This is a genomic window from Variovorax sp. Soil_C_17, assembly GCF_057657265.1.
The window spans coordinates 242,212-267,519 of sequence record NZ_JBDGIT010000004.1 but is presented as its reverse complement, the minus strand read 5'-3'; the positions used below and the strand labels follow the sequence as shown (position 1 = coordinate 267,519).

The 25,308-nt window shown below is 66.5% G+C and carries 21 protein-coding genes and 1 pseudogene; 5 read left to right on the top strand and 17 right to left on the bottom strand.

The features are described from left to right. Positions 1–2: 2 nt before the first annotated feature. Genes AC3A6Y_RS21330 through AC3A6Y_RS21320 form a run of 3 tightly spaced genes read right to left on the bottom strand, consistent with a single transcriptional unit; the run spans position 3 to position 4,214 of the window. Positions 3–1,379, bottom strand: coding sequence for an amidase (locus AC3A6Y_RS21330; protein ID WP_487870217.1), 1,377 nt, complete (start codon positions 1,377–1,379; stop codon positions 3–5). Then, on the bottom strand, positions 1,372–2,862 hold the full coding sequence (gene hydA, locus AC3A6Y_RS21325) for a dihydropyrimidinase (protein ID WP_487870216.1): 1,491 nt from the start codon (positions 2,860–2,862) through the stop codon (positions 1,372–1,374). The genes AC3A6Y_RS21330 and hydA overlap by 8 nt, the downstream gene beginning before the upstream one ends. Positions 2,863–2,888: 26 nt before the next feature. Further along, a complete protein-coding gene (locus tag AC3A6Y_RS21320) occupies positions 2,889–4,214 on the bottom strand; it encodes an MFS transporter (protein WP_487870215.1) in 1,326 nt (441 codons plus the stop codon). A 235-nt stretch (positions 4,215–4,449) separates the two neighbouring features. On the opposite strand from AC3A6Y_RS21320, the gene AC3A6Y_RS21315 reads away from it, so the two are divergent. Then, the gene (locus tag AC3A6Y_RS21315) at positions 4,450–5,175 is read left to right on the top strand and encodes a GntR family transcriptional regulator (RefSeq protein ID WP_487870512.1); all 726 of its coding nucleotides are present in this window, start codon (positions 4,450–4,452) and stop codon (positions 5,173–5,175) included. A 96-nt stretch (positions 5,176–5,271) separates the two neighbouring features. Here AC3A6Y_RS21315 and AC3A6Y_RS21310 read toward each other — a convergent pair. The 9 genes and pseudogenes from AC3A6Y_RS21310 to AC3A6Y_RS21270 form a co-directional block, all read right to left on the bottom strand. Beyond that, positions 5,272–6,474, bottom strand: a pseudogene (locus AC3A6Y_RS21310) (pyridoxal-phosphate-dependent aminotransferase family protein); the annotation flags it as partial. Between the two features lie 37 nt (positions 6,475–6,511). After that, a complete protein-coding gene (locus AC3A6Y_RS21305) occupies positions 6,512–7,282 on the bottom strand; it encodes a fumarylacetoacetate hydrolase family protein (RefSeq protein WP_487870214.1) in 771 nt (256 codons plus the stop codon). Between the two features lie 31 nt (positions 7,283–7,313). Further along, on the bottom strand, positions 7,314–8,111 hold the full coding sequence (locus AC3A6Y_RS21300; protein WP_487870213.1) for a 2-keto-4-pentenoate hydratase: 798 nt from the start codon (positions 8,109–8,111) through the stop codon (positions 7,314–7,316). Then, positions 8,087–9,469, bottom strand: coding sequence for an amidase (locus tag AC3A6Y_RS21295; RefSeq protein ID WP_487870212.1), 1,383 nt, complete (start codon positions 9,467–9,469; stop codon positions 8,087–8,089). Before AC3A6Y_RS21295 ends, AC3A6Y_RS21300 begins: the two co-directional genes overlap by 25 nt. A 7-nt stretch (positions 9,470–9,476) precedes the next feature. Beyond that, positions 9,477–10,769 (bottom strand): TRAP transporter large permease, encoded by a 1,293-nt coding sequence (locus AC3A6Y_RS21290; protein WP_487870211.1) that lies wholly within the window; start codon positions 10,767–10,769, stop codon positions 9,477–9,479. Further along, positions 10,766–11,437: a TRAP transporter small permease subunit gene (locus AC3A6Y_RS21285; protein ID WP_487870210.1), complete on the bottom strand. Its 672-nt coding sequence runs from the start codon at positions 11,435–11,437 to the stop codon at positions 10,766–10,768. The genes AC3A6Y_RS21290 and AC3A6Y_RS21285 overlap by 4 nt, the downstream gene beginning before the upstream one ends. After that, positions 11,434–12,492, bottom strand: a complete 1,059-nt coding sequence (locus AC3A6Y_RS21280; RefSeq protein WP_487870209.1) for a TRAP transporter substrate-binding protein — start codon at positions 12,490–12,492, stop codon at positions 11,434–11,436. The genes AC3A6Y_RS21285 and AC3A6Y_RS21280 overlap by 4 nt, the downstream gene beginning before the upstream one ends. Before the next feature lie 168 nt (positions 12,493–12,660). After that, the gene (locus AC3A6Y_RS21275) at positions 12,661–13,491 is read right to left on the bottom strand and encodes an IclR family transcriptional regulator (protein WP_487870208.1); all 831 of its coding nucleotides are present in this window, start codon (positions 13,489–13,491) and stop codon (positions 12,661–12,663) included. A 50-nt stretch (positions 13,492–13,541) separates the two neighbouring features. Continuing rightward, on the bottom strand, positions 13,542–14,522 hold the full coding sequence (locus AC3A6Y_RS21270; protein ID WP_487870207.1) for a Bug family tripartite tricarboxylate transporter substrate binding protein: 981 nt from the start codon (positions 14,520–14,522) through the stop codon (positions 13,542–13,544). 232 nt (positions 14,523–14,754) lie between these two features. On the opposite strand from AC3A6Y_RS21270, the gene AC3A6Y_RS21265 reads away from it, so the two are divergent. After that, positions 14,755–15,480 carry a maleate cis-trans isomerase family protein gene (locus tag AC3A6Y_RS21265; protein ID WP_487870206.1) on the top strand — a complete coding sequence of 242 codons (726 nt, stop codon included), beginning with the start codon at positions 14,755–14,757 and terminating at the stop codon, positions 15,478–15,480. After that, on the top strand, positions 15,405–16,274 hold the full coding sequence (locus tag AC3A6Y_RS21260) for a GntR family transcriptional regulator (RefSeq protein ID WP_487870205.1): 870 nt from the start codon (positions 15,405–15,407) through the stop codon (positions 16,272–16,274). The genes AC3A6Y_RS21265 and AC3A6Y_RS21260 overlap by 76 nt, the downstream gene beginning before the upstream one ends. Before the next feature lie 174 nt (positions 16,275–16,448). On the opposite strand, the gene AC3A6Y_RS21255 is transcribed toward AC3A6Y_RS21260, so the two are convergent. After that, complete coding sequence (locus AC3A6Y_RS21255) at positions 16,449–18,908, bottom strand: acetamidase/formamidase family protein (RefSeq protein WP_487870511.1); 2,460 nt, start codon at positions 18,906–18,908, stop codon at positions 16,449–16,451. A gap of 145 nt (positions 18,909–19,053) precedes the next feature. On the opposite strand from AC3A6Y_RS21255, the gene AC3A6Y_RS21250 reads away from it, so the two are divergent. After that, positions 19,054–20,514 carry an acetamidase/formamidase family protein gene (locus AC3A6Y_RS21250; protein WP_487870204.1) on the top strand — a complete coding sequence of 487 codons (1,461 nt, stop codon included), beginning with the start codon at positions 19,054–19,056 and terminating at the stop codon, positions 20,512–20,514. Positions 20,515–20,959: 445 nt separating this feature from the next. Here the strand turns inward: AC3A6Y_RS21250 and AC3A6Y_RS21245 are convergent, their stop codons facing one another. Together AC3A6Y_RS21245 and AC3A6Y_RS21240 are read right to left on the bottom strand one after the other, a co-directional pair. Next, complete coding sequence (locus AC3A6Y_RS21245; protein ID WP_487870203.1) at positions 20,960–21,943, bottom strand: Bug family tripartite tricarboxylate transporter substrate binding protein; 984 nt, start codon at positions 21,941–21,943, stop codon at positions 20,960–20,962. 87 nt (positions 21,944–22,030) lie between these two features. Next, on the bottom strand, positions 22,031–22,786 hold the full coding sequence (locus AC3A6Y_RS21240; RefSeq protein WP_487870510.1) for a class II aldolase/adducin family protein: 756 nt from the start codon (positions 22,784–22,786) through the stop codon (positions 22,031–22,033). Between the two features lie 217 nt (positions 22,787–23,003). Between AC3A6Y_RS21240 and AC3A6Y_RS21235 the strand changes: the two genes are divergently transcribed. Then, the gene (locus tag AC3A6Y_RS21235) at positions 23,004–23,651 is read left to right on the top strand and encodes a Crp/Fnr family transcriptional regulator (protein WP_487870202.1); all 648 of its coding nucleotides are present in this window, start codon (positions 23,004–23,006) and stop codon (positions 23,649–23,651) included. 200 nt (positions 23,652–23,851) lie between these two features. On the opposite strand, the gene AC3A6Y_RS21230 is transcribed toward AC3A6Y_RS21235, so the two are convergent. Both AC3A6Y_RS21230 and AC3A6Y_RS21225 read right to left on the bottom strand, forming a co-directional pair. Then, positions 23,852–24,055, bottom strand: coding sequence for a hypothetical protein (locus tag AC3A6Y_RS21230; protein ID WP_487870201.1), 204 nt, complete (start codon positions 24,053–24,055; stop codon positions 23,852–23,854). 180 nt (positions 24,056–24,235) lie between these two features. Further along, positions 24,236–25,222 carry a Bug family tripartite tricarboxylate transporter substrate binding protein gene (locus AC3A6Y_RS21225; protein WP_487870200.1) on the bottom strand — a complete coding sequence of 329 codons (987 nt, stop codon included), beginning with the start codon at positions 25,220–25,222 and terminating at the stop codon, positions 24,236–24,238. Positions 25,223–25,308 lie beyond the last annotated feature (86 nt).

Below are 25,308 nucleotides of genomic sequence, written 5' to 3'. Positions count from 1 at the left end.
ATTCAGTTCCCTGCGGTTGCGAGCGCGGCTTCGATGGCTGTCGCGGCTTCGAGGAGTTGACGATCGTTGCCGCGTGCCGCAATGACTTGCATGCCGACCGGCAGGGCGTCGCGTCCCCGGCCGCAAGGGACCGAGATCGCGGCCGCCATCGCATGGTTGACGAAAGGCGTGAAGACGGCATGGCCGCGCGGCTCGACCGCGACGCCGCCGATGCGATCGGGGCCGAGGCGGTCACTGGGCCAGGACACGCAAGGCGTGGTGGGGCAGATCAGCAGGTCGTGGCGAGTGAAGAACTCGCCGAGCGTGAGCGCGATCTGCAGCCCTGCTTCGCGCGCCCGCGCCACGTCCGCGCCGCTCCATTGAAGCCCGCGCTCGATCTGGCGCGCCACATCGGCGTCGAAGCGAGAGGGATCGCGCTTCCACGCTTCGCCGAACAGGTGGGCGAGGCCCACATGCTGCAGCGGCATCAGCGCGTTCTCGTCGGCGCCCGCGGGCCACACGGGGTCGTCGCGCAGGATCTTCATGCCGGCGCCTCGAAGCGTCTCGATGGCCTGCACCATGCAGGCCTCGACGTCGGCATCGACCGGCACCTCCAGGCCGAGGCGCGGGCTGAAGGCGATGCGCAATTCAGCGGCCCGGCGCAGCGGCCGCACGGGCAGGTCGATCGATTGCGGGTCGCGCGCGTCCGCACCGGCCATTGCCTCGAACATCAGCGCGGCATCGCGCACCGTGCGGGCGATCGGCGCCACCGTCTGCAGGCCAACGAAGGCATGCGGGAAGCCGATGGGATCGGGAATCGCGCCGAACGAGGGCTTGAAGCCCACCACACCGACATGGGCGGGCGGCCTCCGGCTGGAGCCGCCGCCGTCGGTGCCGAGCGCCAAGGGCGCCAGCCCCGCAGCCACTGCGACCGCGCAACCGCCGGACGAACCGCCGGGCGTCAGCGAGAGGTCCATCGGATGCCGCGTCAGGCCATAGACCTTGTTGGTCGTGAGCCCCTTGCAGGCGAACTCGGAGCTGTTGCCCATGCCGATCACCAGCGCGCCGGCGCGCCGCAGCCGTTCGACCGCGACCGCGTCCTGCGCCGCCACGAAGTCCTCGAACAAGAGCGAGCCCTGCGTCACGCGCTGGCCCTGCACCCAGATCACATCCTTCACGACCACCGGAACGCCGGCCAGCGGCGGCCGCTCGCCGCGCGCGATGCGCTGGCGCAGCGCGGCGACCTCGGCATTCAGGTTGGTTGGCAAGTCGCCCACCACGGCGTTGAGTGCCGGATTGCGTTCAGCGATGCGCTGCTGGAACGCAGCAACCAGTTCGCCCGGGTCGACCTCCCCCCGTCCGATGCGGGCCGCGATCTGCGATGCGTCGAGTTCAAGCACGTTTCGATTGCGCCAGCTTGCCCAGCGCGTCGGGAAGGTTGGCCACATAGTGCCCGCCGGCGGCCGGGTCCACAACCTTCGGACGCGCCATGTCCGGCTTGCCGCAGGGCAGAAAACGGCCATGCCCCCGCGGCGCACAGACCCTGTCGCCATCCCACACGCGTTCGCCTCGCACCAGCGTGGTCACCGGCCAACCCGTCACGCGCATGCCCTCGTACGGCGTGTAGTCCACGTCGTGATGCAGCCTGCGGTTCTCGATGATGACCTCCTTGTGCGGATCCCAGATCGCGATGTCGGCATCGGACCCGATCGCGATCGTGCCCTTGCGCGGATTCAGCCCATACAGCTTCGCAGGGTTGGTGGCCGTCAGCGCGACGAACTGGTTCAGCGTGATGCGCCCTGTGCGCACACCTTCCGAGAACAGCAGCGGCAGTCGCGTCTCGAGCCCCGGGATGCCGTTCGGAATGTAGGGGAACGGAACTTCCTTGCCACCCGGCTTCTTGCCCTGCGGATCGTCGAAGCGGAAGGGCGCATGGTCCGACGAGAAGATGGTGAACAGTCCGTCCGACAACCCGTCCCACACGACACGTTGGTTCGCTTTGTCGCGCGGCGGCGGGCTGCAGACGCACTTGGCGCCTTCGTAGCCCTCGTCCAGGCTCGAGGCCGTGAGGAACAGGTATTGCGGGCAGGTCTCGGCGTAGATGCGCAGCCCGTGCGCATGGGCCCAGCGGATCTGGTCGATGGCCTCGCGACCCGACACGTGCACGATGAGGATCGGCACGTCGACCAGTTCGGACAGCGCAATCGCGCGGTGCGTGGCCTCGCGCTCCACCACCATCGGCCGCGAATCGGCGTGGTACTTCGGCGCCGTTTGCCCGGCGGCTTCGAGCGCCTCGCTGAGCCAGGCGATGCAGTCGGCGTTCTCCGCATGGACCATGGCCAACGCCCCGTGCTGGCGCGCCACCGCCAGCAGCCGCAGGATCTGGCGGTCGTCCAGCTTCATGTCCTCGTAGGTCATGTAGATCTTGAAGGAGGTGTAGCCCTCGGCAATGAGCGCCGGAAGCTCTTCCTTCAGCACCGCCTCGGTCGGGTCGGTCACGATCATGTGGAAGGCGTAGTCGACCAGCGCCTTCTCGCCCGCGCGCCGGTGGTAGTCATCCACCGCCGCGCGCAATGACTGCCCCTTGATCTGCGCGGCGAACGGGATCACGGTGGTGGTGCCGCCGCAGGCCGCGGAGCGCGTGCCGGAGAGAAAGTCGTCGGCCATTTTCAGACCCTCATCCATCGGCTGGTCAAGGTGGCAGTGGGCGTCGACGCCGCCCGGCAGCACGAGCATGCCGCTGGCATCGATGTCATGGGTGCCGCGTGCCAGCCCCTGCCCGAGCGCGACCACCCGGCCATCGCGAATGCCGATGTCGGCGGCCATCGTGTCGCAGGCGGTGGCGATGAGTCCGTTGCGAACGACGGTATCGAATGGTTCCACGGAGCTTCCTTTTTCCTGGGCGGCACTCATCGGCCCGCGTCCTTGAGGTCGATGTGCGCGGTCTCGCGCGCGGCGAAGGCGGCCACCGCGATCAGGGCACACACGACGGCGAGATAGATGGCGACCGGTGTGGTCGAGCCGAAACTCGCGATCAGCCCGGTGGCGATCAGCGGGGCCAGGGCGCCGCCGAACACGCCGGCAAACTGGAAGCCGAGCGAGGCGCCGGTCACGCGCACCTTCGTGGCGAACAGCTCGGGCAGGAAGGAGGCGAGCGGAGAGAACATGAAAGACACCAGCACCATGCCGACGAAGGAAGCCAGCATGATGGCCGCGGGGCTGCCGGTCTGCACGAGCTGCATGAAGACGAAGGCCCAGAGCGCGCCGCCGATGCCGCCCATGATGAGCACCGGGCGCCGGCCGATGCGGTCCGACAGCCAGCCTGCCACCGGGATGAAGATCATCTGCGCGACGGCGCCGAGCAGCACCGCATTGAGCGCGATGCTCTTGGGCAGCCCGAGCTTGGTCGGCACGTAGTACAGCAAGAACAGCGTGAACACGTAGAAGGCGATGTCGCCGCCCAGGCGCGCGAAGAAGGCGATGGCCAGCTGCGGCCTGTAGTGGCGCAGCACCTCCATGATGGGCGCATGCTCTTCCTTGCCCTTGGCTTCCTTCTCGAACACCTTGGACTCCTGCACGTTCAGGCGGATATAGATCCCGACGCCGACCAGGAGGGCGCTCATCAGGAACGGCACGCGCCAGCCCCATGACAGGAAGGCCTCTTCGGACACCTGCCAGGTCACGAGCGCGAACGCCCCGTTGGCCAGCAGCAGGCCGATGGGCGCGGCGATCTGTACCACGGCGCCGAGCAGGCCGCGCCGCTTTCCTTCGGGGTCGAGCTCATTGACCATGATGGCCGCGCCGCCCCATTCGCCGCCGAGCGCGAGCCCTTGAATGATGCGCAGCACGACGAGCAGGATCGGCGCCATCACCCCAATCTGTGCGAAAGAGGGCAGGCAGCCGATCAGGAATGTGGCCAAGCCCATCATCAGCAAAGTGATGAACAGGATCGACTTGCGGCCCAGCTTGTCGCCGAAGTGGCCGAAGATCGCCGCGCCCAAGGGGCGCGCAGCGAAGGCCACGCCATAGCTCGCGAACGAGAGCAGGGTGGCGACCAGCGGTTCGCTCTGCGGGAAAAACAGCTTCGGAAAGACCAGCGCCGCGGCCGAGCCGTAGATGAAGTGGTCATAGAACTCCAGCGTGGTGCCGACAAGGCTGGCGGCGGCGACGCGCCGGGTCGACGAGCCGCCGGCGGCGCGGTCGGCGCTGGCGGGAAGGGGCAAGGTGGCGTGCATTCGGAAATCTCCAGTGATTGATCGGGCGCGGGTTGGAAGCACGGGCGAACAATAGGTCAATACCGATGTGCAATCAAGTAGTATTTTGTACGTCGGTTGGATTTGTTTTGTACTTAGGCAATCTTAGGGGTAAACACCGATGAGCGCGTTGCTCTCCGAGGGGTGCGCTGACGCCAGGAACAATTTCGGTGCGAGATTGGCCGCATAACCGCTATACAATTTGCCGGAACGCGAAATGCAAAAGAGGCAAGATATGACCAAGACCATCGCCGGCGCGAACGAAGAACCGGCAGGGGCTGCCTCGGTCGACGAGATCGGCGACAAGATCCTCGGCGCCATCTGGGAGCACCGGCTGCCGCCCGGCACCAAGCTGGTGGAAGAAAAGCTGGCCGGCGTGTTCGGGGTCAGTCGCACCAAGATCCGCCTCGCGCTCGCCAAGCTCTCGCACGACGGCATCCTGACGGTGGAACCGAACCGCGGCACCTTCGTCTCCAGCCCCAGCGTGGCCGAGGCGCGTCAGGTGTTCAACGCGCGGCGGGTGCTCGAGCCGGCCCTGATGCGCGAGCTCTGCGCCGTGCCGCTGCGGCGCGAACAGCTTGCGCGGCTGCGCAAGAACATCGCGCTCGAATCCGAGGCGCGCACGCGCAATGACCGCCGCGCCATCATCCGGCTGTCGGGCGAGTTCCACACGCTGATCGCCGAAGTCGCCCAGAACCCCTATCTCGGCAAGTACATGCGTGAGCTGTGCTCGCTGACCTGCCTCGTCATTGCGCTCTACGATGCGCCCGGCATGCCCGCATGCCCGCACCACGAGCACACCGCGATCGTCGATGCGCTCGAGGCGCGCGATGCCGACAAGGCCTGCGCGCTGATGATCGAGCACCTGACGCACGTCGAGAACACGCTGCGGCTGGAGATGCCTGCGGACGAGGACATCGACTTCGAGGCGGTGTTCTCCTGAAGCGAGGCGCCTGCCAGTCCATTGAATCATTGAAATGGGCGGACAGCACAGATCCGATTTCAGTGATTCAGTGGACTGGCCTTTGGGTTGCGGTGTCGCCGCGAAAAAATCCATGGCGGCCGCGACGCCGCTGGCGGCCAGTGGTACGCCCGCGAGCTTCAGGCCCATCTCGACCCCCGTCAGCGCGGCCATCAGCGTCAGGTCGTTGCAGTCGCCCAGGTGGCCGATGCGGAACATGCGACCCTTGAGCTTGCCGAGTCCCGCGCCGAGCGAGAGATCGAAGCGTTCGTGAATCAGCCGGCGCAGCGAATCGGCATCCACGCCTTGCGGCGTGATGACGCCGGTGAGCACCGGCGAGTGGACGCGTTCGTCCGCGCATTGCGTTGGCAGGCCCCAGGCATGTACCGCGGCGCGCACACCTCCGCCCCAGCGCTGGTGGCGTGCGAACACGACCGGCAGTCCCTGTTCGAGCACCATGTCGAGCGCCTCGCTGAGACCGTAGAGCAGGTTCGTGCTCGGCGTGTAGGGCCAGTAGCCGCCCCGGTTCATCTCGACGATTTCGTCCCAGGCCCAGAACGCCTTGGGCAGACGCGCCGACCTGCTGGCCTCGACGGCCTTGGGGGACAGGGCGTTGAAGCTGATGCCGGGCGGCAGCATCAAGCCCTTCTGCGAACCGCTGACCGTCACGTCGACGCCCCATTCGTCATGGCGGAAATCGGCGCTCGCGAGGCCCGAGATGGTGTCGACCATGAGCAGCGCGGGATGTCCGGCCGCATCGATGGCGCGGCGCACTGCGGCGATGTCGGAGGTGACGCCTGTGGACGTCTCGTTGTGCACCACGCACACGGCCTTGATCTTCTTCTCGGGGTCCTTGCGCAGACGCGCCTCGATCAGATCGACCTGCACGCCGTGGCGCCAGCTGCGCGGCAAACCTGTGTCATCGACCCCAGGCAGGCCGATGAACTCCGGCTCCAGGCCGAGGCGCTGCGCCATGCGCTGCCACAGCGTCGCGAAGTGGCCGGTTTCGTACATCAGTACCGCGTCGCCGGGGCTCATCACGTTGGCGAGCGCAGCCTCCCAGGCACCGGTGCCTGACGCCGGGTAGATGACCACCGGATGCTGCGTCTGGAACACCTTCTGCAGCCCGGCGATGACCTTCTTGCCGAGCGTCGCGAACTCGGGGCCGCGATGATCGATGGTCGGCAGGCTGATGGCGCGCAGGATGCGGTCCGGCACCGGGCTGGGGCCCGGGATCTGCAGGAAGTGGCGGCCGCTGGGATGGTTGTCGAGAGCGATCATGGGTCTCCTTCTTTCGCTGTTGCGCAATTTCTGGGGTCTACAACTGCACGGACGCCTGTCCGATGCCCGGGAACTCGGCCGTGACGAGGTCGCCCTCGGCCGCTTGAAGAATGCCCACCCAGGTGCCGGTGGTCACGACGGTGCCTGCCACCAGCGTCGCGCCTTGGCGCGTGGCATGACGCAGCCACGCCGGCAGCAGGAAGGCGGGGTCGCCGAGCGAATGGGTGCCGCGCCGCTCCACCGCCGCCTGCGCGCCGATCCGTACGCGGCAGCTTTGCGCCCGCCAGTCGCGCGCTTCGAACGCTCTCCAGTCGCCGAGCACAAGCGCGCCATGCGATTGCAGGTCGGCCAGCTTGCACAGCGCGGGTGCTTCCAGCGCCTCGCGCCAGCGCGAGTCGACGAGCTCGATCGAGACGGCCATCGCATCGATCAGGGTGCGGGCGCTGTCCGCGTCCAGCGTGGCGGCGAGCGCAGCGTCGACATCGCGCGCCAGCCGCAAGGCGACTTCGGCTTCGATGCCGCGCAGGTGAAAGGGCCAGGTTCCGCTTCGCGCCGGGCTGGTCCAGACGCCGACCGGCGGCAGCGGCGCATGCGTCAGCACCGCGTCGCGCGAGGCGCCGCCCGATTTCCAGTAGCGCGGCGGCGCGGCGCCGAACCAGCCGAGTTCGAGCGCGACGCGCTCCTGCACCGCGTAGGCATCGGCGGCGTCGGCGAGCGCCTCGGCCAGCGGCGCGGCGTCTGCCAGGGTGTTGTCGCGGCGCGCGCGGACCAGGTGGTCGGCCACGACCTCGATCTTCGAAACGGTCATTTCAATCCCGGTGGGTTCGGTTGAGGATGGTTCAGAACGACACTCCCAGCGGTGCGAGGCCATCGACCTCGACGCGCACGGCCGTGCCTTGCGATGCGAACAGCAGGCCGGTGCACGAGCCGCTCGTGAGGACCTGGCCCGCCTTGAGGCCGACGCCGCGTGCCGAGCAATGATTGGCCAGCCACACCAGCAGCGCACCTGCGTCGGGGCAGGGGTGCTCGCCCACGGTATGCGCGACGATCTGCTCGTCGAAGCGCAACACCGCCTCGGTGCGCTCCAGATCGAACCATCCCGGCTCGAAGGGCTGCCGCTGGCCCGTCACGAGCGCACCATGACTCAGGAGATCGGCCAGCTGCGCCTGGGCGCCGGCACCGAGCCAGTCGGCCAGCCGCGTCTCCACGACCTCGATCGCCGGCAGCACCGACTCGATGGCAAACCTCAGATCGCCGAGCGTGTAGGGCGCAGGACGCGGCGGCAGGTCGGCCCCGAGCTGGAAGGCGACTTCGACCTCGATGCCGCGCAACCGCCAGGCGGGACCTTGCAGCAGGGCGCCGTCGGGCAGCAGCCCTGCGGCCGGCAGCGGCGCGCAGGTCGGCTCCTGGCCCGGGCCGCGCGCGCCGACCTTCCAGCCGCCGACCGGACCGATGGCGACCAGCGTCGCATCCTGGATCGCGTAGGCCTCGCGCAGGCTCACCGGCTGCAGGAGCGTCGACGGGACGCGCCGGCCTTCGCGCCGCGCTCGGTTCAGCGCCCGCGCAGCGGTGTCCGGCGTGACGGTCGCCGTCGCGGTGGCCGCCGCCGTCGTCAAAGTTCGGGGAAGCGCTGCCACGGATGAGCTCGTTCGAAATCGCGGGCCAGGGCCAGCAAGGCGCCGTCGCCGCCTTCGCGCGCGACCAGTTGCAGGCCGACCGGCAAGCCTTCGGCGAAGCCGCAGGGCAACGCGATGGCCGGCAGGCCGATCGCGTTGGCGAAGCCCGCGAAGACGGCATGGCCCCGCGGGCCGACTTCGAGACCGTCGATCCGGGTCGGATGCGTTTCGCCGGCCGGCCATGGCAGTGCAGCGGCCGCCGGCGTCAGCAGGAAGTCGTAGCGCTCGAACAGGCTGGCGAGTTCGCCGCGCAGCCGCTCGGCCTCGAACAGCAGGTCGAACAGGTCGCGTGCCGACGCGGCGCGGCCGGCTTCGGCATTGGCCCGCATCACGGGGCCGAAGAGCGCGGGATCGAATGGGCCGCCCGACAGTTCCTGCGGATGTTCGACCAGCCACGCCAACCCCACTTGCGCCAGCAGCGCCCAGCGCTGGTTGACGGCCTCGGCGATGCCGAAGCGTTGCGCCGTCGTGACCTCGTGGCCGAGCGCGGCGAGGTCTTGCGCGGCGGCGTCGGTCAGCTTCGCGATCTGCGGGTCGACCGGGTGATCGCCGAAGCGAGGGACGTAGAGAACGCGCGCGGACGGCGATGCCTCCACCTGCATCCCGTCGCGTCCGATCACCTGCATGACCGCGACCACGTCGGACACGCAGCGCGCCATCGGCCCCGCGACCTCGAAGTCGAGAAAGATCGGCGGCAGCCCGCCGCCGCGGGGCACGCGGCCGCGCGAGGGCTTGAGGCCGACCAGGTTGGTATGCGAGGCCGGCCTGCGGATCGAGCCGCCGCCATCCGTGCCGAGCGCGATCGGGCATCCGCCCGCAGCCACCAGCGCGACCGCGCCGCCCGACGAGCCGCCGGGCGTCAGGGCCGGATTCCAGGGGTTGCGGGTCGGGCCGAAAACCGGGTTGTCGGTGTAGCCCTGCATCGTGAACTCGGGCACGTTGGTCTTGCCGAAGATCAGGGCGCCGGCCTCGCGCAATCTGGCCACCGGAAGCTCGTCGCGTTCGGCCACGAGGCCGTCGAGCGCGCGGCTGCCCCAGTGGGTGGGCAGCCCGCGCACCTGCAGGTTGTCCTTGATCGTCACGGGCACGCCGTCGAGCACGCCGAGCGCACGGCCGGCGCGCCAGCGTGCGCTGCTTTGCTCCGCAGCATGCGTCGCGCCCTCGGCGTCGAGCGTCACCAGTGCGTTCAACCGCGGGTTGACCTCTGCGCTGCGTGCCAGACAAGCCTCGAGCGCCTGAGTCGGTGTGAACGCTGCGTCGCGAAAGCCGGCCGCGAGCTGCGTCGCCGTGAGTTGCCAGAGTGGAACGCTGGGTTTCATCGGGTGCTCACATGTGGGCCGGCAGCCATGTCACGAGTTGCGGCACGGCCATCAGCAGCAGGGTGAACAGGATCATGATCAGCGCATACGGCAGGGCGCCGTAGATCGCGTCCTCGATGCCGCCCTTGTCCGGCCGGATGCCATGCACGACGAAGAGATTCATGCCTACCGGCGGCGTGATCAGCCCGAGCTCGCACATCAGCACGATGAAGATGCCGAACCAGATCGGGTCGACACCGAGCGCGACCGCGATGGGGTAGGTGATCGGGATCGTCGCGACCTGCATCGACAGCACGTCCATGAACATGCCCAGGATCAGATAGAACACGATCAGCGCAAGGATCAGGCCGGTGGCCGACAGGCCCAGGCCCGCGACCCACTTCGTCATCGACTCGGCGACGCCGGTGAGGCTGATCGTGAGGTTGAGAATGAAGGCCGCCGCGATGATCAGCAGGATCATCCCGCTCACCCGTGCGGTCGAGACGAAGCAGTTGCGCATCAGCTCCCAGCTGAGCTTTCCGGACTGCAGCACGAAGCCGAGCGCCGCAATGACACCGAGTGCCGCGCTTTCGGCGGCCGTGGCGATGCCGAAATAAAGACTGCCCATGACGATCCCGAACACCACCATCGGCGGGATCAGGTGCACCAGCGAGCGCAGTCGCTGGTCCATCGGCACTTTCGGCTCGCGCATCACCTTGCCGCTGGCCAGGCTCGAAACGGCGATCCAGAGCATGAAGCAGCCGGTCAGCAGCAGGCCCGGGATGATGCCGGCAATGAACAGCTTGCCGATCGAGTTGTTGGTCAGCGAGCCGTAGACGATCATGTTCACGCTCGGCGGGATCAGGATGCCGAGCGTGCCGCCGGCGGCCAGGGTGCCGAGCGAGGCGCGCATCGGGTAGCCGCGCTTCTGCAGCGAGGGCAGCGCCACCGTGCCGACAGTCGCTGCGGTGGCCACCGACGAGCCGGAGGTCGCCGCGAACAGCGCGCAGCTTCCGATGTTGGTGTGAAGCAGCCCGCCCGGCAGGCGCCCGAGCCAGGCCGACAGCGCGATGTACATGCGGTCTGCGATGCCTGAGCGCAGCAGCAGCTCGCCGAGCAGGACGAACAGCGGAATCGAGGTGAGCAGGGCTTCGTTCTGGACGCCCCACACCACCGGTGCGATCGAGTCCATGAACGGAATGCCGTACGCAGCGATGCCGCCGAGGATGCCGACCAGCGCCATCGACACGGCGATCGGCATGCCGAGCAGCATCATGGCAAGCATCGCGAAGAACGCGAGGCCGATGAGCATCATGTTCATGGCTTCGCTCCGTCCGCAGCCTGGCGCAACACCAGGTCGTCGAGCTCTTCCTTGAGCTCTTCCTTGGCGCTCTTCGGATGGAAGTCGGTGTTCAGCCTGGCGATGTCGCCGCTGAACAGCAGCCGGGTCGCGCGCAGCGCAAAGCCGCAGGCCACCAGCGCGAAGATCACGAGCCCCGCGTACCACACGCCCTGCGGAATGATCAGCGGCGTCGCCCATGGCGTCTGCGCCGTGCTGCGGTAGGCCATCGTGTCGCCGATCACCTTGAACGCAACCCACGCGATGAACACCGCGAATGCGGCGAGCGAGACGATCGCAATCCAGTTCAGAACCGCCTGGACGCGTGGCGAAAATTTCTCGTGGAAGACATCGACCCGGATGTGGTTGCGTCCCATCAGCGCGAGGCTGAAGGCGATGGTCGATCCCACCGCAAGCGCATAGCCCCCCAGCTCGTCGGCGCCCTGGAGCGAGAAGTTGAACAGCTTGCGCGCCGCGGTTTCGGTGGTAACGACTGCCGCGAGGCCCAGGAAGATCGCGCCGAACGCGGTGGCGAGCACCGTCTCGATGCGGGTCTTGAGATCGACCGGGCGCGTGGTATGGGCGGGCGCTGCCGCGCCGGGCGGCACGGCGATCGACGGCTCCTTGCCGGTCATGGCGGCGCCGCTCACTTCAGCCCCAGCACCGGCGCAACTGTCGCCTGCCATGTCTTCGAGCAGCCGGCATTGGACTTGTCGCACACCTCGGCCCACACCGGCAGCGAGACCTTGCTCACGGCGCTGCGCACCAGTTCGAGATCGGCGGGCGTCACCGGCACGTTGACCAGATTGAACTTCTTGCCCGTGGTGCACGGGTCCTTGCCGGTGTTGCAGTTCAGCGCGTCCTGAAACAGCTCTTCGGAGTACTTCCACACCTCGTCCGTCAGGCCATCGAAGGCCTTCTGCAGCTTGGCCTGCTGGTCCGGCTTCAGCGCGTTCCACGACTTCATCGTCATGCCATAACCGTTGAGCGCCATCTGGAAGCCGATCGGCAGCTGGTGCGTCGTCACCTCGGGCCAGCCGGCCGAGTTGGCCGAGCTCGGGCCGGTGATCGCGCAGTCGACGACGCCGAGCGACAGCGACTGGTGCGTGTCGGCGAACGAGACCGGCACCGGCGTCGCGCCCACCATCTCGATGAACTTGGCCAGGTTCTGGTCGTACACGCGCACCTTCATGCCCTTGATGTCTGCCAGCCTGGCGACCGGCTTCTTGCAGAACAGGATCTGCGGGCCGAACGGCCATACGCCCAGCAACTTGACACCGAACTGCTGCTGAAGCCGCGCGTCGACCGTGCCGAAGTACGCCTTGGCCACCTTGTGCCCGGTGGCGTAGTCGGGAGCGGCGCCCACGAGGTCGAGGCCGAGAATCGTCGGCTCGTCGCGCGAGTTCTGCGACACCCGCAGCGAGACGAGGTCGAAGAGGCCCGCCTTCATCACGCGCAGCTGCTCGGTGTCCTTGATGCCCAGCGTGTCGATCGGCTTGTAGTCGACATCGATCGGCAGGCCGGTGCGCGCCGCGAAGTTCTCGAAGAAGGGCTGCTCCTTGTTCTTCTGGATCAGCCCGGTCGCCAGGGGCTGGCCTATGGCTTTGAGCTTGATCTTGTCCTGGGCCTGCGCGGCGGGCAGCGCGAGGAGGGCAGCCGCGGCGGCGGCGATGGCGAGGGTTTTGGCACGGGGCTGCAGCGGCATGATTTCTCCTAGGGAGGGCAGGGGTTGGGCAGGGTGGCGATCCAATGGAAGAAGCGTCATTGAAGCGCGCCGCAGGGCGTGCATGCAGGCTTTTCCGCTCAGCGGGAAGGCCCGGAAAACTCTCTTTGAATCAAGCACTTGGCGCCATGCGCCCGTGGAAGAAGCGCGCTAGTCGAGGCGCCCGCCGTAGGCTGCAGTGATCTCGTCGGCCGCGGCGCGAACGACGGAGCCGATCTGCGCGAAGTCGGCGCTCTTGATGCGCTGCGTCGGCCCGACCAGCGAGATCGCCCCGAAGGGCTGCCCATGCTCGTCGCGGATCGCGGCGGCGATGCAGCGCAGGCCGACGGCGTTCTGTTCGTCGTCGACCGCATGGCCGGCGCGGCGCACCTCGCCGAGCGTCTCGTGCAGCCGCGACGCGCGCGCGATCGTGTTGGGCGTCAGCTTCGGCAGCCCGTAGGTGCGCAGGTACTGCAGCACGTCGTCCTCGGCCATCGCGGCGAGGATCGCCTGTCCCATCGCCGTGCCGTGCAGCGGCGCGCGAAAGCCCGGCTTGCCGATCGCGCGCATCAGCTCGCGGCTTTCGACCTGGGTCACGAACACGATGTCGCCCAGATCCGCAATGCCCAGGTTGATGCTCTCGCCGGTGCTGTCGCGCAGCCGCCGCATCACCGGCAGCGCGAGGTGTGCGATGCGGCGTCGCCGGGCGAACGCAGCGCCGACCGAGAAGCAGCGCACGCCCACGTACCAGAGGTTGGATTCGCGGTCGAACTGGACGAACTGGCGCTGCTCCAGCGTGGTGAGCAGGCGATGCGCCGTGGAAGACGACAGCCCACTGCGCGCCGCCAAGTCGACCAGGCGGTAGCCCTCGTCGTCGTCGGCCAGCAGCTCCAGCAGCTGCATCGCCCGCGTGAGCGACTGCACGGTGCTGTCGCTGTCGCGATCGATCCGCGTGATCTTGCCGGCGGACTTGGGTGCGCGGCGCGGAGAACTTTCAGTCATGGCGTGTCCCTTGCAATTTGCACGCCATCGTGGCTCCGGTGCGGCGCGCCTCAGGCGTCGATCGAGACCTTGGCGTCCTTGGCCACCTTGGCCCATTTGGCGAGTTCGGCGCGAGTGAAGTCGCTGTAGCGTTCGATCGAGCCGCCGCCGTCCTCGACGCCGAAGCCGTCGAACTTTTCCTGCACGTCGGCCATGGCGAGCACTGTGTTGACGTCCTGGTTGATCCTGCGCGCCAATGCCGCAGGCAGCTTGGCCGGGCCGGAGATGCCGTACCAGTTCATGGTCTCGAACTCCGGGAAGCCCTGCTCCTGCATGGTCGGCACGCCGGGATAGGCCTGCGAACGTTTGGCGCGCGTCTGTGCAAGCGCGACCACGCGGCCGTTCTTCACGTGGGGCGTGGCTGCCGTCATCGTCTCGAAGGTGTACTGGATCTGGCCGCCGATCAGGTCGGTGAGCAGCGGGCCGCTGCCCTTGTACGGCACGTGAAGCGCGTCGACGCCGGCCTGGAGCTTGAACTTCTCGATCGCAAAATGCTGGATCGTGCCGGGCCCGGCGGAACCGAAGCTGACTTTGCCCGGCTGCGCCTTGCACAGCGCGACCACTTCCTTCACCGACTTCACCGGATTCGCCGCGCTCATGATCAGCAGGTTGGGCGTGACGCCGAGCAGCACGATGGGCGCGAAGTCGCGCTCGGCGTGGTAGCGCAGATTGTTTCGCACGGCCGGGGCGAGGGCGTGGCTGTTGATGTTGGACAGCAGAAGCACACTGCCGTCGGCCGGCTGCTGCAGCATGTAGTCGGCAGCGAGAGTGCCCGAGACGCCGGCCTTGTTCTCGACGACCACCTGCTGGTTCCACAGCACGGTCAGCTTGTGGGCCACGACGCGCGCCAGCGCGTCGGCGCCGCCGCCGGGCGGAAACCCGACCACGAGGCGGATGGGCCCGCTCGGCAGGGCCTGTGCGAATGCGCTCGTTGCGCCGAGCGCGGCGGCGCTCAGCGAGCCGGCGGCCTGGAGGAAATGACGTCTTTGCATGTGCGGGAGCTCCGGGATTGTCGTGACAGGGGCGGAAGGATTCGGGTCAGTGGCGGCGCAGCAGCCCCTCGATGGCCGGCGGCAGGACACGATCGGTTTCTTCGCCGGCGGCGCGAAGCTGTCGCGCTCAGATATTGTCGACATCATCGTGGACAACATAAATGTCATCCATGGTGTTTACACTAATGTCGACAATTGTGGACTTCGACGAAGCTCGACCCCAAGGAATTCCATGCAAAAAGCCCTTCGCCTTGGCGTGCTCACGCCCTCGTCCAACACCGCTTTGGAGCCGCTCACCAGCGCGATGGCCGCCTCCGTGCCCGGCTGCAGCGCTCATTTCTCGCGCTTCCAGGTGACGGAGATCTCGCTGTCGGCGCAGGCGCTCGGCCAGTTCGACGACAGCAAGATCCTGGCGGCTGCCGAGCTGCTGGCGGACGCCAAAGTCGACGTGATCGGCTGGAGCGGCACCTCTTCGGGCTGGCTGGGCTTCGACGCGGACCGTCGCCTGGTCGAGCGCATCCGCGAGCGCACCGGCATCGCCGCTACCACCGCGGTGCTGGCGCTGAACGATCTGCTCGCGCTGCGCGGCGCGAAAAGGTTGGCGCTGGTGACGCCGTACACCGCGGACGTGCAGCGAAAAATTGTCGACAACTACCGCGACATCGGCATCGAGGTCGTGGCCGAACGCCACCTGGGTATCCACGTGAACCACGACTTCGCGTTGGTCGAACCGCAGCGCCTCCTGGCGCTGATGCGAGAGGTGGCAGCGGCACGGCCCGATGCGATCACCACGTTCTGCACCAACCTGCGCGCCGCACCGCTGGCCGGGGTCGTGGAGGCCGAACTCGGCATCCCGCTGCTCGACACCGTCAGTACCACCGTTTGGGGCCAGCTGCGCGCCGCCGGCGCCGATCCGGCGCAAGTCAGCGGCTGGGGCCAGTTGTTCGGCTGGCGATAATGAATGCCCAACCCCCTGGCGTCTGCCGGCACGCACGCGTGCGGCTGGCGTCCGAATCGCTCGCCACGCTCAATCCAGACATGCCGACAAAAAGCGCGCGCAAGCCCGCATCGCAAGCTCGACTCGAACGCGAAAACACGCAGGACGAGATCTACGAAAAGATCTATGTCGCGATCCTCGAACACCGTCTGCACCCTGGCACCAAGCTTGGCGAGGAGCGCCTCGCCGAGATCTTCGGGGCCAGCCGGGCACGCGTGCGCGAAGTGCTGGCGCGGCTGGCCCATGAGCAGATCGTCGAGCTCTTTCCGCAGCGCGGCGCCTACGTCGCCAAGCCTTCGATCGAGCAGGCCTTGGATGTCTTCGAGGCCCGTCGGCTGATCGAGCCGGCCGTCGTGCGCAGGTTGATCGATACCCTCACGCCGGAGAAGCTGGCACGCCTGCGTCAACACCAGGACCTGGAGCTCGATGCGCGACGGCGTGACGACAAACGCGCGGTGATCCGCCTGTCCGGCGAGTTCCACTCATTGGCAGCCGAACTCGCCGGCAACACCGCGTTGGCGCGCAACATGCGCGAGCTGTCGGTGCTGACCTGCCTGATGATCTTTCTCTACGACGCGCCGACGGCGACGAGTTGCCGCGCCGATGAGCATTCGCAGATCATCGAGGCCATTGCCAAGCGCGACTCGGCGCGCGCCCAGCGCTTGATGCTCGAGCACCTCGACCATATCGAGAGCAGCATGAAGCTCGACAACGCCACCGAAGAATCCGATCTGGAAGCGATCTTCAAAGGGTGACCGATTCGGGGGCGCCTGACGGCCCTGAGATTGCGCCCACCTCAGCCGCCGCCCGGATGTGCTCAAGCTGGTGGACTGGCTGCACGACAAATTGCGTGCCACCGAGCCATGAATGCACACGGCAGCGGTGTTGCGCATCTGCGGAAGACGTTCCGGCCATCTCGACGTTTCCGTTCATTCCAACGCGTCGTTGAAGTCCGGGAAGATCGCTTTGCGGATCACCGCATGCACGCCCCAGTTGCCGTCGACCACCTGCGTGATGCCGAAGTCCACCGCCACCGAAATCAGGGAGATGGCCTCGTCCTCGTCGAGCTGATGGGCCTGCATCAGGTAGCGGCGTGCCTTGCGAAGCGCATCGCGCATCGCCAGATCGAGCGAAGATCTTTCGTACACCTCGGTCTGCGCATTCGGCCCCAGCTCGGCCAGGTGGTTCGGAAAGCTCAGTCCTTGCAGCACCCACGCATCGTCCGTCTCCAGGAACGGGTAATTGAGGTCGGCAAGAAAGCTGTTGCCGAACGCCTGCCGCTTATGCAGCACCAATTCGAACGTGCCGGTCAACGAACATTCGATCGCGGTGCCGCACGCCTCGCCGTCGCCCTGCGATGCATGCGGGTCACCGACGGAGAACAGGGCGCCGTCCACTGAGACAGGCAGGAAAAGCTTCGTCCCCGGTCCAGCGCGCCAGTTGTCGAGATTGCCGCCGAAGTAGCTCGGTGGAATCGAATCCACCTCTCCGCTCTCCTTGGGTGCCACCGCAATCAGGCCGAAATGCGGTCGCACCGGCACGCGCGCCTTGTCGAGCACGCCGTAGCGCTTCTCAACGGTGGCAGGATCGACCGGCACGCCGGGATAGTCGATCGTGTCGTGGCGCACGCCGTCGGGATCAGTCTGCGGCGTCCAGCGGTAGTTGTAGACCGCGCGAGCGTACGGCGCCTCGTCATCCGCGTGGATCTCATAGACGGTGACGACCTCGCGGTTCTTCGGCTCCGTGATCAAGTCCCGGTAGTGAAAGCCCCACCACGCCGCCGCGTTGCTGCCGAAGCACCTGCCTCGGTGCCGCGGGCTGCAGCTCGGGCGCGGCTTGATGTCAAGGATGCGCACTTCCAGTACGTCGCCCGCTTCGGCACCGAGCACGTAGACCGGCCCGGTGCAGATGTGAACGCCAAAGCCCTCCCCAGCGCCGCGGCCGTAGATCGATGCGTCCATCGGCCCCGCGCCACGTCGCCCCACGGCCTTGCGGCCGGGCGTCCATCGGAATACGCTTTCAGCGCCCTGGTCGCCGTCGATCATGCGTTCACTGTCGTCGGAGGCGTGCTGCGTCAGCGTCTCGATGGTCACGACGTCACCGGAGCGCACCGAGACCACCGGCTTCAGCCGACGGCTGAGGAAACCCCAGTGCACCGTCTTTTCGGATACCGGCACGTAGTAGTAGTTCGGAGCCACAGGCTCCCCGCCCGACGGCGCGGCGGCAGCGGTGCGGGGCACCGCGCGCTTCGGCGCGAGCGCCAGCGCAAGTGCATAGCGCGCATGGTCGTCGAGCACGCCCTCGAACTGGCGGCGGCGTTGCGCGTCGGCGGGAGGCTGCGGCGGATACTGGCGCACGTTGCCCTTGACCACGACGCCCTTCATCGGCCTGCCTCGGTGAAGCTGCGACCCGGGGTCATCCGTGTCGGGCACGGGCGCGGCGCGATAGGCCTTCGGCGACATCCCGAACCTGGCCCTGAACGAGCGGCTGAAGTTCGCCGCGTCATTGAATCCCCAGCGGAAACACAGCTCGGCAATGCCGAAATGTATGAGCGCCCGGTTCGTCAGGTCGAGCCGGCATCGTTCGAGGCGGCGCGACTTCAGGTACTCGCCGAAGGTGGTGCCGCCCACCTGGAAGAGCTTCTGCAGGTACCGTGTCGACAGTTGCTCGACGCGGCCCACTTCGTCGATCGTCAGCTCGGCATCGCCCAGCCGCGCCTCGATCGTGCGGCACACGCGGCGAAGGTGACCGAGCTGCACCGAAGTCGCCTCCTCGTCTGGCGAGGAGGCTGCCCGCGACAGGCTCGTGACCAGCAACTCGGTCAGGGTCGCTTCAAGGGGCAGCAAGTCCGTTCCGTCGAACTGGTCGAGCACGTCCGCGATCGAGTGCACCAGATTCGCGCAGACGGTGCCCACACCGGTGCGCGGCGTGACCGTGTTGAGCTCCTGCCCACTGGTGCGCACCAGCCGCAGCAGGAAGCCCGCTGACTCGAGCTTGACGCCGAGCGCTCGGAAGCGGCTGTCCATCTCGATGCGCCATGGGCGCGCCGGGTCAAGCACGATCAGAACACCGGGTGCGATGGCAATTGAATCATCCCCTTCGCAGACTCGGCCCTGGCCTTCGAGCAGCGCGAACAACAGGACGGCGCCATCGGCACGGCGCGCATTGCCGGCTTGCGGCAACAACGCCTGTGGAGATGACGTGAGCTTGACGAAGACGGAGCCCAGGGACGAGCTGCGGGAAGACACGTAGCTATCGAGCGCCATCGTCGCGCCAGAGGCGGGCCATTCGGCTTCCATCATCATCTTGCCGAGCACCTCGGTCCACGCGGCGTGGCGCAACTCCTCCGGGAAGGCGTCGGTGGAAAAGCGGCGCAGGTCGTCGAGCACGGTCGTCATGAATGTCCACCATGCAAGTCGCGTGCAGGCGATTCCGGGGCGTGCGGTCCCGACAAGCAATCGTGCGTCAAGTGACAAGCCGGAAAGCGCAGACCCCTCCCACACTCGTGCCTGTCACAACTTCTCCCATTCACGCATGAGCACGCTTCAACACATCTGCGGTCCCGGCTGCACGCACGCAATGACGCCCGAAAAGGCCATCGACGTGCAGGAGGAATTCAAGGTCGCGCGCCGCTCGTTCCTGCGCGACGCGATGGCCGCAGGCGGCGCGGCCGTCTCGGCCGGTGCACTGACCGTCTCGATGGCCCCAAGCGCGTTCGCGCAGAGCGCGGCGAGGCCCGGCTCCGGGATGAGCAGTCACTACTACATCCCCGCCGGAGCAAACACCGTGCTGTGGGGCTACTTCAGCAAGTCCGCGAAACCGGTGGTCGAAGTCCAGTCGGGCGATTTCGTGACGATCGAGACGCTCACGCACCACGCGAACGACGACGCCGAACGCATGATCAAGGGTGACCGAGGCGCCGAGAGCGTATTTCACTGGGACGCGAAGCGAAAGGGTGTCAACCGTCGCGGAGCCGGCGCGATGGACGCGAAGGTGGGCGCAGGCGGCGGCCAGGGCGTGCACATCTGCACGGGCCCGGTTCGCATCGAGGGCGCTGAGCCCGGCGATATCCTCGAGGTGCGCATCGTCGACGTGGCGCCGCGCCCGAGCGGCAACCCGGCGTACAAGGGAAAGACTTTTGGCAGCAACGCCGCCGCAAGCTGGGGCTTCCACTATGGCGACACGCTCACGGAGCCGAAGAAGCGCGAGGTGGTGACGATCTACGAGGTCGACGCAACCGGCGAGCGCAACTGGGCGCGTGCGGTCTACAACTACCGCTGGACGCCGCAGACCGATCCGTTCGGCGTCGTCCACACGACGATCGACTACCCCGGCGTTCCAGTGGACCACCGCACGATCTCCAAGAACGAGAACGTGCTGAAAAACATCCGTGTGCCGGTGCGGCCGCACTTCGGCACGATGGGCGTCGCGCCCGCCGAGGCCGAGCTCGTTACCTCGATTCCGCCCAATCACACGGGTGGCAACATCGACAACTGGCGCATCGGCAAAGGCGCCACGGTGTACTACCCTGTTGCGGTGCCCGGCGCGATGTTCAGCGTGGGCGATCCGCATGCGTCGCAAGGCGACTCCGAACTCTGCGGCACGGCCATCGAGTGCTCCCTGACCGGGACCTTCCAGCTGATCCTGCACAAGCAAGCCGACCTGCCCGGCACACCGCTGGCCGATCTGCGCTACCCGCTGCTGGAAACGCAGGACGAGTGGCTGCTGCACGGCTTCAGCTATGCCAACTACCTGGCGGAGCTTGGTGCGGATGCACAGAACCTGATCTACAAGAAGTCCTCCGTCGACCTGGCGCTGCGCGATGCGTACCACAAGATGCGCCACTTCCTGATGACCACGCAGTCGCTCAGCGAAGATGAGGCGATCTCGCTGATGTCGATTGCGGTGGATTTCGGCATCACGCAAGTGGTCGACGGAAACTGGGGCGTGCACGCCACGGTCAGGAAGAGCATCTTCCCAGCGCGCGGCGGCTGATGCTCGGGCCGCCCGCGCCTGATCGGCGTGGGCTTCGTCCGGTCTTCCCCTTCGCTTGACGATCGAGGGCGCGGGGAGGTCGGATCTCGAGGACCCGTCTGAGCCGGCCGTCGACCAGCGGCGATTTGGGCAGTACCGGGGGCGCATGCGCAGTGGGCCAGCGGTCGAAGTCGGCCATCAACGGCTTCGACCGCATCTGGCGCACGCGCCAACGGATGGCGGCACGTGCCACAGCACGTGGCGCTTGAACGCACCATCAGCAGGGAGAGCAGTTCGGCCACGCGTTCGGCAACCAGTGCCGCTTCGACGACGTGTTTGCCACGCGCTCGGGTTCTGGTGCGCCGCTGATACTGCAAGATTTCATCGACGTTTCCCACGAGAGCCATCGGGCCCGAAAACGTTGCGGCCACGGAAGTTGAAGGCGGACAAACCTATCGTCACCGTCTCACTCAGGTTTGAAGCCGATTTCTTGCAGCATCTTTGCTTCGCGATCGAACTGCGCGCGCGCGTAGGCGGTGTAGGCTTCCCCCGTCAACAGGTTGGGCTGCATGTCAAGCGAATCCAACTGCTGCAGGTACGCCGGATCGCCCGCCCCCTTCTGGAAGGCTGCTTGCAGCCGCGCCGCAATCTTCGCGTCCAGATGCTTCGGCGCCACCAGGCCCAGGGTCGACTCAATGGCGAGGTCATAGCCCAGTTCCTTCAGCGTCGGCACGTCGGGGTAGCGCTTCAGACGCTGCGAGGTGAACGTTGCCAGCAGGCGTGCCTTGCCGCCCTGCACCTGCGGACCGAAGCCAGGATCGCCATACACGTCGAGATGGCCGCCGATCAGCGCCTGGAAGCTCTCGGCGCCGCCCTTGAATGGCACCATGTTGAACTTCACACCTGCCGCCTTCGCCAGCCGCTCGGCATAGATCCGGTTGGCGCTGATGGCACCGACGTTGCCCCAGCTCAGGACGCCCGGCCGCTTCCTGGCGTCGTCGATCAGTTCGCTCATCGACCTCCAGGGCGCATTCGCGGCCACCGTGATGCCGGTCACGAGGCCGGCCATGCCGATCACGTAGGTGAAGTCGCGCAGCGGGTCCCAGGTCACCCTCTGCACCAGCGGCGCGCGGATCACGGAGTTGTGCATCACAGCCAGCGTATAGCCATCGGATTCGTTCATCGTGGCGAGCTGCGCAATGCCGGTGACACCGCCCGCGCCGGGCTTGTGCATCAGCACAATGGGCTGGCCCAGGTCCTGTGAAGCGGCCTGGGCGAGGGCGCGGAACACCGGGTCGACGGAGCCACCGGGTGGGAAGGGCAGGATCAGCGTGATGGGCTTGCTGGGGAAGGCGTCCGCCGCGAAGAGGGGGCCGGCCACGGCTGTGGCGCCGAGTGCGAGCAGGTTGCCCAGGGCTTCGCGCCGGCGCGGGGGGAAGGTGAGGGTCATGGTCTGTCTCTTTGGGTCAAGGGGGCAGGGCAGCGGCAGCAGCGAAGCAAGCCGTTCCCCAGCGCGACGACGGGCTTGTGAACGCAGCTAGAACTGGTAGCTCGGGTCAATCCGGTCCAGCTTGCGAATCAGTGCGGGCCAAGCGATGTTGGGGCCCTGCCCCAGGGTGGCCGTCTGTCGCGCTTGCGCCAAGCCTTCCATGATGCGCGGATCAAAAAACACCAGCTCGCCGCCAGCCTGGGCGTCGATCTGAATGCGGCAGGTGTTCTCGAAGGTGTACATGGCCAGGAAGGCGTCGGGCACGGTTGTGCCCACGGTCAGGAGCCCATGATTGCGCAGCACCAGGTACTTGTTGTTGGCCAGGTCGGATTGCAAGCGAGCCTTTTCATCCTCGCGCACCGCGATGCCTTCGTAGGCGTGGTATCCCAGCGAGGCCAGCACAAAGGTGCTTTGCTGGCTGATGGGCTGCACGCCACATCTTTGCGCGCTCACTGCGACCCCGGCGCGGCTATGGGTGTGCAGCACGCAGCCCACGTCGAGCCGCGCGTCATGGATGGCGCTGTGGATCACGAAGCCCGCCGGATTGACGGGAAAAGGCGATTCGATCAGCTTGTTGCATTGCTGATCCACCTTGACCAGCGAGGACGCGGTGATCTCGTCGAACATCAGGCCATAGGGATTGATCAGAAACTGGTGTTCAGGGCCGGGAATGCGGGCGCTGATGTGCGTGAAGACCAGGTCACTCCAGCCGTACAGGGCGACCAGGCGATAACATGCCGCGAGATCGACGCGCAGCTGCCATTCTTCAGCGCTGACGACTTCCTTTAATGAAGCGATCTTCATGTGTGGACTCCTTTCCTTTCGAGATCCGATGTTCATGTGTGCATCCGAAGGCACCGCGCACACCGGGGCGCCAACGACTCGATCTTCGCGCTGGCCTTGATCTTTAAACTGTCAAGAATTCAACAAAGTCCCTTCGGCCAACCGTATTTCACTCAAGTCCATGAAGTCCACTGTCGAGTTGCTGCCCAGGTTGTCGGCAAACCCGTGGTTCGGCAGCTTGCCCCTGAGCGAGCGATTGGCTGTGTTGTCGGCCTGCGAGTGGTTGCGGCTGGGTCCGGGGGAGCTGCTCTTCCGGCAGGGAGACGAGGTCAAGCCGGGCGCCGGAGCTTTGTACTGCCTGGTGAAAGGCCGCTTGAAGGTTTCGAGCTTGCGCGAAGACGGCAAGGAAGCCATTCTGGCGGTGCTGGAGCCGGGTAGCTGGTTCGGCGAGATCGCGCTGATCGACCAACAGCCGCGGCCGCACGATGGCACGGCGCTGGGCTCCGCCGAGCTGCTGGCGCTGCCGCGGCCCGCTTTCGATGCGCTGATGAAGACGAATGCGTTCTCGGAGGCGATGTGCCGCATGCTGACCGCGCGCATGCGCTTGCTGTATGGCCTGGTGGAGGACGCGACACTGCGATCCACCCCGGCACGCGTGGCGCGCCGGCTCCTGCTGCTGGCGCGCAGTGACGCCAACCGCGCCCATGATGGCCGGGTCGTGTTGATGGTGTCGCAGGAGGCACTGGCCATGATGCTGGGCATCAGCCGCCAAACCTTGAGTAAGGAGCTCAAGGCTCTCGTCGGCCAGGGAGCCGTCCGCCTGGGCTATGGACGCATCGAGATCAGATCGTCGGCCCTGCTGGAGTCGCTGGGTTCGGTGGGGTAGCCAAAGTCGTCGGGGATGACAGCAGGCGGCCTGCCCCGATGCGGTCCTCGACTTGCGCCCTCAATCTGCACGCACCGTTCGAACCGCGGGGAACTGCAATCTGGTGAATTTCCGTCAATTGCCCGGGCTGACAGCCAGTAGCCAGTGCAGCAGATCTTGCCGCCTGGATTGCCGCTTCATCCACGAACAACTCTTTGCGTTCAGCCCTGTCCTTCCGCTTCGGGCTTGTCGCCGCTTTCCGGCGCCCGCGAAGGGTCATCCGGGGCCTTTCGCTCCGGCGATGCGGTGCCGGACTTGCCCTGCGATTTGTCCTGCATGCCGAGGTCGGAGGCCTCGCTCGTCGTGCCGGCGTGACGGCGCTGATCCTTCTCGCTGCCCTGCCGCTTGGGGTCTGGATGTGCCATGGTGCTCGTTCCCGATGGAAAGTGGTGAGATGAGTGGAGCCGCAAAGAGGGGAGGGCAAACCGCATGCCCGGTCTCGGGATTGGATGCGGTCCACGATCAGCGGCAGCTGTCCGCCCATCACCTCGGGCGGGGCGGTCGAGGTGCCCTCGTGACGCTCGCCGCTCAATCGGCTGCCTCTGCTAGCGCCCCTGTTGCTGCATGTTGACCTTGGAAATGAGGTCCTTCATGACGCTGTTCTCTTTGTCAAGAACCCCCTGGAACTCTCGCCCGTCGGTGAATTTGTAGCCAATGTTCTGCTTTTCCAATGCAGCAATCATGGCGGGGTCCTTGGCAGTGTCTGCGGCGATCCGACGCAACTTGGAAACGACGTCCGCAGGTGTCTTCTTCGACACTCCCAGGTAGCGCCAACTGACGACGGACAAGTCGATTCCCGACTCCTTGGCAGTAGGTGCATCCATCGCAGCCTTGCTTCGTTGGTCGGCCAGAACGAGGATGATGCGAAGCGTCCCAGCCTGAACATGCGAAATGACTTCCGGGGGAGTTGCCGTGACCGCCTCGATGTGGCCTCCCAGCAAGGACAGGATGGCTGGCGAAGCGCCCTGATACGGAATCGGCGCAAGCTTCGCCCCAGTCTTGTCGACGAGCGCCGCGGCAGCCAGATGACTGAGCGTTCCATTGCCGGTCGTGCCGATGCGCAGCCCATCGGGCGTGCTTTTCGCCGCAGCGAGAAACTCGCCAATTGTTTTCCAGGTCGCATCCGATCGAACGATGATCGAAACAGGATCGAAGTTCAGTTGTGCAATCGGCTCGATATCCAGGTACGAGAACTTTGCGAGACCGAGCAATGGTGTCGTCAGGACGTCGTTGGTGAAGAGACCCAGCTTGTGGCCGTCCGGTTTGGAGTTGATGATGTCGTTCGCGGCGATCGAACCTCCGGCGCCCGGCTTGTTGACGACGACAAGGGGTTGCGGCGAGTGGTTGCGACTCGCATCCGCGAAAGCTCTGCCAAGCGCATCGGTCGAGCCGCCCGCTGCGTAGGGAACGACGATCTCGATCGGACGACTCGGGAAGCTCTGGGCGACAGCGCTGCCCAAGGCGAAGGTGAGCTGCGCAGCAGCCAGGCCAACCAAGAGCGCCGGGTGACGCAGGTATTTTTTCATCAGCATATGTATCTCCTTTGAATGTTCAATGTTCTCGGCAGGGCTCATGCCATACCGCGAGTCCCATGCGGTGGGTATGTGTGTGTCTGGTT